The organism is Bradyrhizobium sp. CCGB20, from assembly GCF_024199855.1.
GTDB lineage: Bacteria > Pseudomonadota > Alphaproteobacteria > Rhizobiales > Xanthobacteraceae > Bradyrhizobium.
Genome location: NZ_JANADN010000001.1, coordinates 1557333 through 1570634, shown reverse-complemented (window position 1 = coordinate 1570634; position 13302 = coordinate 1557333). Strand labels below are relative to the sequence as shown.

The following is a 13302-nucleotide window of genomic DNA, read 5'->3' as shown; positions in this document are numbered from 1 at the left end:
AGGGAAGCCGCAGATAAGCGAAAGCGTTCACGCTGCTTTTGAGAACGCCATGCGTGCACGGCGTACCCACCCCCGAAACCCACGAGCAAAATCAGAACGAGAGCTAGAAATATCGTCATAGAGAAGCCTCAGTTTGCAACGTGGCTGCGTTTTCCGTGATGAGCAGCGAGCACATCATGGTGCGGCCCATTGCCCTTATTGGAGTTGAAAACACTCTGCGAGAATACAACTTGACGCTGGGTCCGATTCAAGCCTGCGAGGTTCTCGCCCTGGAACAATATCCTGCCGGCAGAATCCGCAGCCAACACAGCTCACTCAAAGCTCGCATTGCCACGGACGAATCTGATGTCGAGCCGCTTGGCTCACCGATTCACCTGAGGCAACTCCCTATTCTCGCATCAGTTGGGCAGTGAATAACGTTGCGTGAACGGGCGCTCGACGAGCGGAGAACGTTTCTGTTGGTTGACAGTTCAGCTGGGCACGAATTTATTGGCATAGGCACTTGAGCGCCGTGCTGCCTTGAAATTTTCACGCAACAGGCGGAGATGATGCCAATCAAATTCAGAATTCGAGCGCGGTTCTTGTTCGATCGGTCGCCTGCAGCTTGACGCGGAGTTCACCGATCCTTCAGAACGCGTAGACGGACACCTCTCAACTGCGATCCGAAGGCTGCCAAATGAAGGTCAAAGAGCTTATTGAGCTTCTATCAGGATGTGAGCAGGATGCTGATGTCATCATTCCGGACTCGTCCTCGCCCCGCGAGGCTTTCGCAGTGGTGAGAGCTGTCCAGACTGGATGGACTTTTAACCCACAGCTTACCATCGACGATATGTCCTTTTGGATTGATGGTGTCGACTATGTTGAACCGCCCCGCGGTAGCTATATAGCCCGTGGAGTGAGGTTGCTCGGCCCAAAATGTGGGCCTGTACTGACCGTCCAATAGATTTCAAGCAGCGGCTGAGCGTTTGATATCTCCAACTTTGAGCCGTCGATTTCTTCGTAGCTTTCTCCAGCTCCGTTGTGGCGCGTCTCGCCGTTCTTGATGAGCTTATTCGTTTCGCGACCCTCGTCTTGTCGATTATTTCGCGAGCGATTATCTAACGATGTGGAATTTCCAGTATGGCAGATCGCAATGAAGATGACTGGCCTGAAGTCAATGAGTGTCGATGAGTTGTGGAGTCTCCACGAGAAGGTCTCCGCGGCGCTAGCTCGACGTATTACGGCGGAAACGGTCAAGCGCCTGCGAACAATCGGAGCGGTCGACAAGCTCGCCCGGACCGGCCGGAAGCGTCGGCCCTACCCGCCTGTGCGGCCAGAGTATCGAAATCCGAAGAACCCGGTGCAAACTTGTTCCGGGCGTGGGAAATTACCCCGATGGCTCAGCCCACAACTTCGTGCCGGTCGGACGCTGGAATATTTCCTTATCGACCGATCTCGTCGTAAGCGTCGCCACAAGGCCTGACATGCCCGTCAGCAATTGCGCTTCGATCGACCAGACTATGCGGCTCCTAGCTCCGAGCGACTACAACTTCCTTCCTGAGTGGGTCTAAATGTTCGATATCTCGACCTTGCCGGGCCTCGGCTCTCGCCTAGCCCACTTTCCCGGTCGATGGTGCACGTAGAGCAAACAACCCTGCGCAGCGAGACGCCGAGGGCTAGGAACTTCCGCACCGTCCCTCACGAAAGGAGTTCGGTGTCGCGGCTAGAATCGAACGCCCTTCCGTGGCAAGGGTAACTTGCCACGGATCTTTCGTTGACTAACAAGGCCTGCTCCAACTGGTTGCGCATCTGTGTTCGAATGGCTTCTCGGGCAGCAAACATTGGCAGAGACGCGGCTAACAGCTCTTACTCCTAAGTAATACGTCACCCTCCACTTCGCGAGGATAGAGCCTTACCACTTCAAATGACGGCAAGAGCTCAAGGATGGCTTGCAGGGAGAGCTGGCCTTCGTAAAGCTCGCGGTCGCTATATTCCGTGTAAATGAAGCGCGTATTGCTTAAGGTCCGACTGCCGCCGGCGATGACATCGGACTCCGCTCCCTGAACATCCATCCAGATCAAATCAATCTTGTTCAGGTTAGCTTCGCTGCTCCAGTCATCCAGCCTTCGCGTCTCAACGGTGATTGGCTGATCGAATCGCACCCAATCATACTCAGCAAGATGGTTCTTTGGCCGGCGAATTGAGCCAGAGAGGTCCCATCCCTCCGCCTCTCCATCCCCATTGCTTGGGTGGAATTCAATCTTTCCATTGCGATCACTGATCGCGAACTCGAACAGCCTCACATTGTTGATATCCTGCATGTTCTTCTTGAACCGCCGCAACGCTCGAGGGTCGGGCTCAAAGCAGTAGAACTGCGCTTGCGGGCGTAGCTGGAGAAAACGTCGCGCATCGGTTCCATCATAAGAGCCGATATCCAAGATAACGGGGCTTGGATTTTCCAGAAGTGAAACGATCTGGTGGTGTACTTCCAAAGGGTTGGGGTCTAGCATGCGTGTTAGGCCTTTCGCACGGATCTCTATTTTAGACTTTCTGGGAACTGCGGCAGTAATTCAGTGAACGCCTGAACTTCTTAGGTCACGAGCGTCTCCTAGTATGCGATGCTTTCGACTGCGCCCTGGTTCCTTGAGTTGATCGCCTATTGATCACTGGATAAGGTGGGATCGTAGACCGACATGAAGCAAGTTCGGCGGCGCCGCTACAAGGCGGCATCTGGTCAGAAGCTTATTCCGCAGGTCACGCATGAAGAGGCGCCGAGCTGAGCATGATCTTACTCAATGGCGCCTTCGAAGTATGGTTCAGTCTTAGGGCCGCTGTGATGCAGGCGAGCAGCTCACCATTGCTGAATGGCTTGCTCAGAGCACAAGACACGCCGATCTCCAGCGCGCGCGCTCGGTTGTCGTCGTCGGGACCGGCCAGAAGCAGAATAGTGGGAATTGCGTTTCCGGACGCGACGAGTGTCTCATATATCTCTAGCCCACTTGCGTTCGACAACTGCATGTCAGCGATCAAACAAGACGTGCTGATGCAACGCTTTGAACGCAAGAACTCATCTGCACTCCGGAAAAGATTTGGAACGTAGCCTCCTGAAATGAGCATGTCCAATGTCGGTTCACACACCGCCGGATCATCGCAAACGACCGAGATGATATCGAGTTTATGGGCCATTCGAACTAAATCTAGGAGGGACGTCTTCGGCAGCTTCGGCACGATTTGACTAGCAACTTGACCGTGCCGCACACGATCCTTTTTAAGGAGCATTAGACACCCGCCATGAACCGCTCTTGCCTTCGTCGCGAGGCTAAGGCGGCATCGAGGGGAGGCACAATCCTACCTAGGTAGGTTACCGATATCGAAGGGGTTGGCAGACCTATACGAAGGTTTACTGACAACCGTAGACCACTGGCCTCTGGCAACACGTCGTGCGAGTCGGAGAGAACACGCGCGGCAATTCGCATCGCCCCCCGATGTTCGTAGACCTGAGAATTCTTCTCGGTGCCAATCATCCTGGTACGCCTTTGAGTTCCGTCGCTTCGGACCGGAGTCAGTTATCCGTCCCTCCAGGTGGTTCGTAAAGTCGATTCTATCGATAGAATGTATCCGAGCAGTGGATGGGTTCGCGTGACGGAAACAAAGGCGAATGACGAAGAGAGCGGGACCGTACTGTCCGACAGACTATGCATCAGTGCGCGGAGCTTCGGAGAACCACAAAATGGAACGATGGAGATTCATTGCAGTTCTCCGGAGACTCGGCATGCAGCGCGCCAGCCATCGCGAACCGCACGAGCTCCCCCGCCAGACCATTTCAATGGCCAGGGTCACCTGACTCGTATTTGAGCGGCCAGGGTAGCCGCTTCAGATGGATTGATCCCGACGATGCCGACGAACTCCGACGGTGGCATCGGAATGCCCTGATTGGTCGGCCTCCAGAGATGCAAGCAGTATCGGCTGTTATTCACGTATTCGGACTGGGGCGGATGCAGCTGCATCACGCACTCTTCCTCATCCCAAAACAGGTCCTTGACAAAGCACATCTCCTGCCAATTCGGACAACGCCGCAGTGTCGAGACGGAGACATGCTCCCAGCGCGGGCGGAGCAATCCTATGATCTTGAGCTCACACCCGCAGGGCCCCTGCACAAAGAACAAGCCACAAGGACCTGATCCCGGCGCGCTCGCGAATTGTCCATATCGCACGCGACCAGATTCGAGCTGGTCTCCAATCTGCGCTCTCATGTTACCTCATTTGCCTCGCAGAAAGATTACGTCGCACATCTGCTCAGGCCTTCTTCGCTTCAGACGGGCACCGTCGAGCGCTGCCAGTACGCCCCTATATTGTCAAGACATGCAGGCACATGTCGCAATTGCCTCGCCTCGATGAAGCAGCACACCCCCCTGAGCATGACCCTGCTCCGCGATTGGCTCGACTCTTGCGCTGCGCGTACGTCTCAGGTTGGCTGCTCGTAGTTCGATTGGATCTATTTGAACCCAATCCCAATTCGAACTTTCCAGGCAGACGCATCAGCTACTCATAACTGATCAGGGCAGCTTTGACGTCCAGCTTCACTGCTGTTTACCGATGCTCTCACATGCGCTACCTCGCGGGCAGCAATGTTTTCCCGAGTGACGACTGCGTCTACACCGTGAAGGCTGCACACGATTGTCTCTAATCGTACAACCTGACGTAACGTTAGATTCAAGTCACTCAGCAGCCTAGCTACGTTTACTTTTGTCAGCTGGCCAGCAACGCACTTTATCGATGGCTACGTTTTCTGATAGACTTGACGGATACAAGAGTGGGTTCGATGCGACGTCGGCTCGTCGGGCGGTAGAGGAGAACTGCCAATTCCGCCCATTACGAACATTCCCAAGAGGTTGGCGCGAGCTAAGAAGGGGACGAATCATGCAAGCGCAGCGAAGCTGGACCATCCCCCTCCAACAACGCCGAGACGCGAACATTGAACTCTTCAGATTCAGCTCGAAGAACTGAGCCAACGCTTGAATTGGCTTGAATGCCACGCGCTTAATCCCCCGCATATAGCTGCTATCAAGGCTAGAGCGATCACTTTGTCTCACGACATAGACGAAGTCCGTTGCTCGGCGAGCGCGAGTGACGCGTTAACAGAACTTCTCCAGAGATGATTCTTGGCTCGTTGCAGCTGCCGTGACAAAGCAGTTCTGCCGGAGCATGGAGCGTCGCTCAATTTCTGGAGCTGGATGGGACCGCCTCGAGATGACCGCTCTGCTTCATTCGCGAGCTGGCGACGACGCTCACGAGCTCTGAAGATCCTCGGCGTCATCGGCTGCGCTCCGAGCTTAACGCCGGCCTTGAGATCTTATGGCATCTCGCTCTCGTTGACAGAATACCAGTGGCCGCCCCCCTCTTTCCTTAGTTCGGCAATGGCCGCGCTATTTGCTACTCGCACGGCAAGCCTCGACCTAGCTCCTTCTGTCGGGGCCGCAGAGACAAGCGCCGCGTGCTGAGCGGACCGTCACGGCGGTACGGGCTGGTCGCGAGGACGCTCATCCTCGGCATCGAGTGCATGGCGCCCGCCGATCCCGGTCTCATGTTGATCGTCCGATGGATTTCCAGCAGACGCGCCCACTGAGTTCCTTTCGATTGAGCTCACCTTCCCACCAGGCGACGATCACGCAGGCGACACCATTGCCGCAGAGATTGGTCAGCGCGCGACATTCGCTCATAAATTTGTCGATGCCAAGCACGATCGCCATCCCCGGCACCAGCCGCGGATCGACCACCGCCAGCGTCGCAGCGAGCGTGACGAACCCCGCGCCGGTGATGCCGGAGGCGCCCTTGGAGGTCAGCATGGCGACGATCACGATCGTGATCTGCTGGCTCAGAGTGAGATCGAAGCCGAGCGCCTGTGCGATGAAGAGGGAGGCCAGAGTCATGTAAATGTTGGTGCCATCGAGGTTGAACGAGTAGCCCGTGGGCACCACGAGACCGACCACCGATTTGGAGCAGCCGAGTCGTTCCAGCTTCTCCATTAGGGACGGCAGTGCGCTTTCTGAGGACGAGGTGCCGAGCACGATCAGCAGCTCGTCCTTGATGTAGGCAAGAAAGCGGAAGATCGAGAAGCCGGCCAAACGCGCGATTACGCCAAGCACGATGAATACGAACAATGCCGCAGTGGCGTAGAACGTTGCAACCAAGCCGATCAAATTGAGGATCGCGCCGGAGCCGAACTTGCCGATGGTGTAGGCCATCGCGCCGAATGCACCGATCGGCGCGGCATGCATCACGATCGCGATGACGCCGAACACTGCATGCGCGGCATCATCAATGAAGTTGCGGATCGCGTGGCCACGCTCGCCGAGGCCCATGATGGCGAAGCCGAACAAGACCGAGAACAGCAGAACCTGTAGGATCTCGCCTTGCGCGAAGGCGCCGACAACGGTGTCAGGGATGATGTGGAGGATAAAGTCGACGCTCCTTTGTCCTTCGGCCTGCTTGGCGTAGTTGGCCACCGCTTGGGCGTTGACTGCGCCGCTCCCGAACCCGGCACCCGGCTTAACGAGATTACCCACAACGAGGCCGATCAGGAGCGCAAAGGTCGAGACGATCTCGAAATAGATTAGCGCTTTGATGCCGATGCGACCGACTTTCTTGGCGTCCTGAATATGGGCGATGCCTGAGACCACGGTACAGAAGATGATCGGGGCGATCACCATCTTGATCAGCTTGATGAAGCCGTCGCCCATCGCCTTGATCCAGTCGTTGGTGGCGAGCGCGGGCCACCGCCAGCCAACGATGGTGCCCAGGACAATGGCGATCAGCACCTGGGCGTAGAGAGTCTTGTACCACGGCTTCATAACCCACCACGGCGCGACGATCGCAAGAGATTCACTACGGCGCCTGCTCAGAAGCGCGCGCCAGGGCTGCAAGTTCAGTTTCAAGCTTCGGCCGGTGCTTGAATATCTCGTCTATCAACGCTGGTACAGGTTGCTCGGCGCCTTCCACCAACACTGCTCTCTCGGCACGCTGCGAAGGGCCGAAGACTCGCTTAACGATAGTCGGTGAGCCTTTAAGACCACATTTTGAGATATCTGCGACGCCTGCATCATGTGCGCTCCACTTCACGATGGGAGTGCGCGCCGCACGTAAGGCGTCGATCATGCTTCCTCGCCTAATCTCGTTTGTCGCCTCTAGCATGGTAATAAGACATGGCAGCTTTGTGCGCAGCACCTGCACACCGCCTTCCGCGCGTCGTTCGACCTCGATCGCGCGCGCTTCAAGATCGAGCCTGGTGATCCCCGCGACATAAGTGAGTTGCACCACCCCAAGCCGCTTGGCGATCCCAGGCCCAACCTGAGCGGTGTCACCATCAATCGTCTGCTTGCCCGTAAATATGAGGTCGGCCGGGCCGTACTCCTCTCCAATTTTGCGAATCGCCGTTGCCAGCGCGTAACTGGTCGCAAGCGTATCGGCCCCTGCGAAAACACGATCAGTGAGCAACACCGCGCGATCTCCACCGAACGTCAGTGCCTTCCGCAGCGAATCTTCCGCGGCTGGAGGTCCCATGGTCAGAATAGTGATCTCGCCGCCAAACTGGTCGCGGAGCTCCAGCGCAGCTTCCAGCGCGAACAAGTCGTAAGGGTTAACGATAGTCGGTACGCCCTGGCGCATGATGGTGTTCGTCACGGGATGTACGCGAATCTGCGCTGAGTCCGGCACTTGCTTTATGCAGACGACGTTATGCATCGATCCTCTCTCCAAGAGCAGCAAGGAATTGATTCGAAACAGCATGTCTCATACCAGTAGACGTGGTTCAACACTTAGATGTTGATGCAGGTTGGCGTGAGTTCACTGAGGGCGAAGTTGGTGTCACCCGCTCAGCGATTCTGACGGCACGTCTCAGATCCGACAATCTGTTTCGCATGTTCAGGCCGCATGCGACCAAGCAACGCTTCGGCTGCAGTCCGCGCCGACCTTCCATACGACGATCCCTCCGGGCGGCCCTGAATCTAAGACCGCGTCAAGTTATGCATTTCTTTCCGCCAAACCGACGGGAGCCTCTAAGTCAGAGAGTAGGGCGGGCGTGACGTACAAGCGGGGCGCGCCAGGCCCGCCCCTGCATCACCAGGCTGGGCGGCGATGCTACGTTGTCAAAGCAAGTAGCGTGCCACACACCCACAACGCTGATTCCAAGAGCGCACGAACGGCATTGAAGGAATGGCTGCTGAAATATCAACTCAATTCGAATTGTCAAACGCGGTTCGCAGATAGTGGGCCCGGACTGCCTAGCAATCCGAGCCCATAGCCTCAGCAACCCGAGAGGTCGGTTGTTCGGCTACAAATGCAACGTAGATGGAGACGCTCTGGAGCCGCATTGATGTCGCTCAAGAGCTCGGTGTCAGCAAGTGGGGCGCAACTAACATTCGCGAATGGCGACCGCTCTTAGGCCGGACAACTTGATTCCACGTAGGCATCAAGTGTTCTTCTGAGCTCAAGCAGAGCTTCTACGAACCGGCTGTTAGGAATCTCGTTCGGGGTTAAATCAAACGTAGCGTCAGGTTGCAGGACTTTCTCTTGGATGAGTAAGCAGATTAAACGGAACTTGGCTTGCCTGGACCGGACACAGTTGTTTGCATGGTTGCACATTCAATAGCCCTCTCGGGTGGCCGTTCGCCTGACGGCTTTTTCCTGTTCGCCTCGGCGTCAGCGCTGACCTCCTCGCCCGCACGCGAGCTGCAATAGCTTCCGAGCTTACCGAGCTTGTTCGGAAGCAGACACAGAGCATTTCGGAAAAAACCAACAGGAACACAATGGCAGCAATGGCACGCCCGGTTGAACGGAGCGCCTATGGAAGGCATTGATTTGTTTTCAATTATGATGGCAGGAATGAGCTTGGGCGGCTTGGCTGCGGCGATAGCGCGTGAGACGTCCGAGCGCCAGTTGTCCTGGTGGAAGCACGTAGCGCTGTGGGTCGCCTCAATTTTCTGCTTGGTTTTATAGCCCACGACATGAGCGGCGCGGTGTGACCGCGGATTCGAATTGGGCGTAATCGCATCACGCGAGAGGCAAGCTACCGGCGGCTCTAGGGGGTTCTCCACGGCCTGCATCCTCACACGCGTTTTCTGGTTCTCGGTGTGAGACGCGGGTAGTCGCGCAGAGCGATCGAGTCTGTCCGAAGTGCGTTCCGTGATCGTTACATCAGTCGGTATATGCGCCCAGCGCGGGACGATACAGGCCTCGCAGGGAGCGCACTATTCGATGGCTTCAGCCGATCTCCGGCTTATCCGCCAACGAGGTAAGTCCGATTACCCTATGCGGAGAACGAACTCGGTTGAGTGATAGAGGGATAATAGGGCGGCATCGGGCTTGGATCATCGGCCCTGACCGATCGGCTCATCCTCGGCTTCGGCGGGCGGGCACAGATGGGTTTGTCTTGAGCGGCGCCTCCGCAGCGGCCGCACGCGCTTCCATCAGATCGAGCAGGGCACGTCCCTTTTCAGTGATGCGCCAGCCACCATTGCCCCGCTCAACAAGCTTCTGCGAAAAAAATGTCGAGGTTCGGGACGCGCGCGACCATTCTCTTGGTGCGCTCGGCCCAGTCTCGACCGCTCGTAGCCAGAATGGCCATGTCGCTCTTAAGCTCAGCCATCGGCGCGAAACCGTCCGGGTAGCTCACAAGGATCTTTAGAACGGTAACCTGGAAGTTCACCTGAGTGGGGAAACTAGTTTGTCCGCACCTACCGCCACATCGTCGGTGCATCGCGAAGCGCTTCGAGGCCAATCTGTTTTAAACGGTCGGGCATCGTTTCACCTCTAATGGCGGCTTCCAGAAGCTTAGCAGCGACATGCGCGCGCACGCCTGTCTCATAGCGCGAAATGCTCGCGCAGACCTCTTCGAGGACAGCGCGCAGAAGCCCTGCGGTAGCCGTATCCAGCATTTGGAGATCTCCCCGGTTCTGCCATGATGATAATACGGACCGTGCGTTCCTGAATTCAAGTGGGATAACTCACGCATCGTCTGACGCTTCTTCTGCGCCTGCAAAAGAGTCCGTGGACGTTTGTTCAAACTCGTCATTCGATGGCGGCGCGTTCGGATCCGACCGCGTTTGCCGTTGTCTCGTACTCCGGTTCGAGTTTTCAGGCTGGCGCATAAACCTGAACGATGCCGGCTTGCAGCCCTCGAAATGCTTTATCTTGGGGACCATTTCTTTTCAGCAAGCGCTCACGCTACCCCTCGCTCCCTCGAACGACAGCAGGGCACTGCGCGGAGGCTCGCTTTCGCTTGGAACCAAGCACAAGGCGGCGATGGAAATGGCTGGCCGTGGCCTGATCCGATGCCGCTTGGCCGTCCCTGCATCCTAACGGCTCCCAAACCATCGTGCGAGAAGAAGGGTTGGACGACACTGCTTGCTAGGCGGATTCTGATTTTGATTGATCCAAGGAGTTATGCATCGGCGCACAAAATCCTCACCTAGCGTTCAAGGAAGTTAGCGACACCACGCGGACTGTCCGGCACAGCTGTTCTGAACCGCCTTTCCGGCAGGCAAGAACACCGAGACAGACAAAAACTGCTGCGAAATCAGCGCTGTAGATGTCTATTGTCCTTCAGCACTCAATTCCTTATCAAGGAAGTGGTTTTGACGCGGCTCGATGCAGCTCCCGCCAGGTACTCGCGGCCAGAGGGGGCTGAGGGACGCGCAAGCCGATCGGTTCGGTTGCACCAGGATGAAACTTGACTAATCAAAACTCTCAACGGCGTGTCGCTTTGATCACCGGCGTGACCGGGCAGGATGGCGCCTATCTCTCCGAACATCTCCTGTCGCTTGGCTATGTCGTGCATGGCATCAAGCGGCGGTCCTCTTCCTTCAACACCGCGCGCGTCGATCATCTCTATCAGGATCGGCATGTCGGAAGTGTGCCATTTCTTATGCACTATGGCGACATGACCGACTCGACCAATCTGATTCGCTTGGTTCAGCAGATCAGACCGACCGAGATCTACAATCTTGCCGCCCAGAGCCACGTCGGCGTTAGCTTTGAAAGTCCGGAATATACGGCAAATGCTGACGCGATCGGCGTGCTGCGCCTTCTTGAGGCGATCCGGATCCTTGGCTTGGAGAAAGAGATCCGCTTCTACCAGGCTTCTACGTCCGAGCTTTACGGCCTGGTTCAGGAAGTTCCCCAGAAGGAGACAACGCCGTTTTATCCGCGCTCACCCTATGGCGTGGCCAAGCTCTATGGCTATTGGATCACGGTGAACTACCGCGAAGCTTACGGCATGTTCGCCAGTAACGGCATTCTGTTCAATCACGAGAGTCCGGTCCGCGGCGAGACTTTCGTCAGCCGTAAGATCACCCGCGCCGTCGCCCGCATTGAGGTTGGTCTCGAGGATTCGCTTTATCTTGGCAACCTCGAGGCCAAGCGCGACTGGGGGCATGCACGTGATTACGTCGAAGGCATGCACATGATCCTGCAGGCGGACAGGCCCGATGATTTCGTGCTCGCAACCGGCGAGACGCGGTCGGTGCGCGAGATGGTCAATCTTGCCTTTGCCGAGGTCGGCCGCAAGATCGAGTGGCGCGGCAAGGGCGTCGATGAGACAGGCGTCGATGTGAGGAGCGGTAAGACCGTGGTCCGCATCGATCCGACCTATTTCAGGCCGACCGAGGTCGACCTCCTCATTGGCGATGCCAGCAAGGCACGGCAAAAGCTGGGGTGGAAGCCGAAGCGCAGCTTTGCACAGCTCGTGCAGGAGATGGTAGCAAGCGACCTGGACGAGGCGAAGCGGGAGGCCGTTGGTGGCCGTAACACTGTTTGAGCTGAGGGGTCAGACGGTCTATGTCGCCGGCCATCGTGGTATGGTCGGCGCCGCGCTGATGCGTCGGCTTGCGCAGGAAAACGCGCGCCTTGTCACTTTGGACCGAAGCGAGATAGATCTACGCAATCAGGCTCAGGTGTTCGGTGGTTCGTCCAAACACCCCCACAGGTCGTGTTCTTGGCTGCCGCCAAGGTCGGCGGCATCGTCGCAAATGATACACTGCGCGCCGAGCTTATTTAGGACAACATCGCGATTGCCGCGAATGTCGTCCACGCGGCGAACCTCAACGGGGTCGAGAAGCTGATGTGACCGCTCCTCTCGCATCTATCCAAAACTTGCAATCCCAACCGTTGCGCGAAGACATGCTGCTGACCGGTCACTCGAGCCCTGCAATGAGCCCCATGCAATTGCCAAGATCGCCGCCATCAAGATGGTGAAAGCCTATCGTAGTCAGTACGGAAGCGAATTCATCAGCGTGATGCCGAGCAACCAGTACGGCTCAGGCGACAACTACCACCCCGAGCATAGCCACGTGATCGCAGCGCTGATCGCCGCTTTCACGTGGCCAAGATCTCTGACGCAAAAAGTGTCGTGGTGTGGGGCACGGGCATGCCACGCCGTGAATTTCTCTATGTGGATGACATAGCGAATGCCTGCGTACACCTGATGAAGGCCTATTCCGGCGCCGAGCTCGTCGAAATTGGCACAGGAGAGGACATCACCATCGGAGAGTTCGCCCGCGTCGTCGCAAATATCGTTGGCTATCGCGGTGAGATCACTTTCGACAGCTCTCGGCCCAACGGGGCGCCGTGTAAATTGCTCGACGTCACCCGACTCGCAGAGCTCGGCTGGCGCGCGAAAAACCTTTCTGAAAGACGGCATCCAGCAGGCTTACCGAGCCTTTCTGACATCAAACGAGGACTGAAGAAGATTTAAGCTAGCGCTCGCCCCTCGGCGCTCGCACCGCGAAGATTTTAGGACTACCGCGGTCCTCGAGAAACGACCGCGCCCATTTCGTTCAAGTCCTTGCGATTCTGACTGCAGCCAGGCGGTACCTCGATAACATTCCTCGGAGAGCGAACCGATCAGGTCCAACGCGTCAACGCAGCCAATACCGCGGCCGAGCATTTGGTTCCCATACTCTACGCTCATGCTCCTCACTGCTAATGTGGACTGCGATCCTGGCGTACACGAAATCAATCGAAAATGGCACTTTGACGTACTCTCAACTAGAGAACTCGATACCCTGCCGTTCGGCTTCACGATGAGCACGACCGGATTCGCTGTCCTCCATGCCGCACGAACGCCTCGCCCGTTAAGGTTTGATTTCCGCACATCCCTGCTCGATCCCGTTCTCGCATGGAGTACTGATGGCGAAAATTTCCTGTCTCCGCGCCGACCCAAGCTTGCACTCGCCCGCTAGAGCCGAGTGGACAACTCCGAGGCGACATTCAAGATTTTGCTGAATGTTTCAGGTCCTGCAACGCCTCGTCAAAGTATCCCCTTCTCTG

At 56.8% G+C, this 13302-nt stretch carries 10 protein-coding genes and 1 pseudogene; 4 read left to right on the top strand and 7 right to left on the bottom strand.

Translation table 11 applies throughout. From position 1 onward, the window contains the following. Positions 1-1042: 1042 nt before the first annotated feature. Complete coding sequence (locus NLM15_RS07270; protein ID WP_309144917.1) at positions 1043-1462, top strand: H-NS histone family protein; 420 nt, start codon at positions 1043-1045, stop codon at positions 1460-1462. A gap of 373 nt (positions 1463-1835) precedes the next feature. Here the strand turns inward: NLM15_RS07270 and NLM15_RS07265 are convergent, their stop codons facing one another. The 6 genes and pseudogenes from NLM15_RS07265 to NLM15_RS07240 form a co-directional block, all read right to left on the bottom strand. Continuing rightward, on the bottom strand, positions 1836-2489 hold the full coding sequence (locus NLM15_RS07265; RefSeq protein WP_254116322.1) for an FkbM family methyltransferase: 654 nt from the start codon (positions 2487-2489) through the stop codon (positions 1836-1838). Positions 2490-2733: 244 nt separating this feature from the next. Then, on the bottom strand, positions 2734-3165 hold the full coding sequence (locus NLM15_RS07260; protein ID WP_254116321.1) for a response regulator: 432 nt from the start codon (positions 3163-3165) through the stop codon (positions 2734-2736). A 2396-nt stretch (positions 3166-5561) separates the two neighbouring features. Continuing rightward, positions 5562-6830: a dicarboxylate/amino acid:cation symporter gene (locus tag NLM15_RS07255; protein ID WP_254116320.1), complete on the bottom strand. Its 1269-nt coding sequence runs from the start codon at positions 6828-6830 to the stop codon at positions 5562-5564. 34 nt (positions 6831-6864) lie between these two features. Then, positions 6865-7719: an electron transfer flavoprotein subunit beta/FixA family protein gene (locus NLM15_RS07250; protein WP_254124165.1), complete on the bottom strand. Its 855-nt coding sequence runs from the start codon at positions 7717-7719 to the stop codon at positions 6865-6867. Positions 7720-9366: 1647 nt separating this feature from the next. Continuing rightward, positions 9367-9682: pseudogene (locus tag NLM15_RS07245) on the bottom strand (hypothetical protein). Between the two features lie 28 nt (positions 9683-9710). Continuing rightward, complete coding sequence (locus tag NLM15_RS07240) at positions 9711-9911, bottom strand: hypothetical protein (RefSeq protein WP_254116319.1); 201 nt, start codon at positions 9909-9911, stop codon at positions 9711-9713. Between the two features lie 794 nt (positions 9912-10705). On the opposite strand from NLM15_RS07240, the gene gmd reads away from it, so the two are divergent. Beyond that, entirely contained in the window at positions 10706-11791 is a 1086-nt protein-coding gene (gmd, locus tag NLM15_RS07235; RefSeq protein ID WP_254116318.1) for a GDP-mannose 4,6-dehydratase, read from the top strand. Between the two features lie 132 nt (positions 11792-11923). Here gmd and NLM15_RS43915 read toward each other — a convergent pair whose 3' ends face one another. Further along, complete coding sequence (locus NLM15_RS43915) at positions 11924-12064, bottom strand: hypothetical protein (RefSeq protein ID WP_375166959.1); 141 nt, start codon at positions 12062-12064, stop codon at positions 11924-11926. 49 nt (positions 12065-12113) lie between these two features. Between NLM15_RS43915 and NLM15_RS43910 the strand changes: the two genes are divergently transcribed. Together NLM15_RS43910 and NLM15_RS43905 are read left to right on the top strand one after the other, a co-directional pair. Continuing rightward, positions 12114-12437 carry an NAD-dependent epimerase/dehydratase family protein gene (locus NLM15_RS43910; protein WP_375166932.1) on the top strand — a complete coding sequence of 108 codons (324 nt, stop codon included), beginning with the start codon at positions 12114-12116 and terminating at the stop codon, positions 12435-12437. Then, positions 12353-12727, top strand: coding sequence for an NAD-dependent epimerase/dehydratase family protein (locus NLM15_RS43905; RefSeq protein WP_375166815.1), 375 nt, complete (start codon positions 12353-12355; stop codon positions 12725-12727). Before NLM15_RS43910 ends, NLM15_RS43905 begins: the two co-directional genes overlap by 85 nt. The last annotated feature ends 575 nt before the right edge of the window (positions 12728-13302 follow it).

Excerpts from the sequence above, each read along its gene's own strand:
- NLM15_RS07240 (WP_254116319.1), bottom strand. The coding sequence starts at position 9,911 with ATGCTGGATACGGCTACCGCAGGGCTTCTGCGCGCTGTCCTCGAAGAG.
- NLM15_RS07260 (WP_254116321.1), bottom strand. The coding sequence starts at position 3,165 with ATGGCCCATAAACTCGATATCATCTCGGTCGTTTGCGATGATCCGGCG.
- NLM15_RS07270 (WP_309144917.1), top strand. The coding sequence starts at position 1,043 with ATGAGCTTATTCGTTTCGCGACCCTCGTCTTGTCGATTATTTCGCGAG.
- NLM15_RS07255 (WP_254116320.1), bottom strand. The coding sequence starts at position 6,830 with ATGAAGCCGTGGTACAAGACTCTCTACGCCCAGGTGCTGATCGCCATT.
- NLM15_RS07265 (WP_254116322.1), bottom strand. The coding sequence starts at position 2,489 with ATGCTAGACCCCAACCCTTTGGAAGTACACCACCAGATCGTTTCACTT.
- NLM15_RS07250 (WP_254124165.1), bottom strand. The coding sequence starts at position 7,719 with ATGCATAACGTCGTCTGCATAAAGCAAGTGCCGGACTCAGCGCAGATT.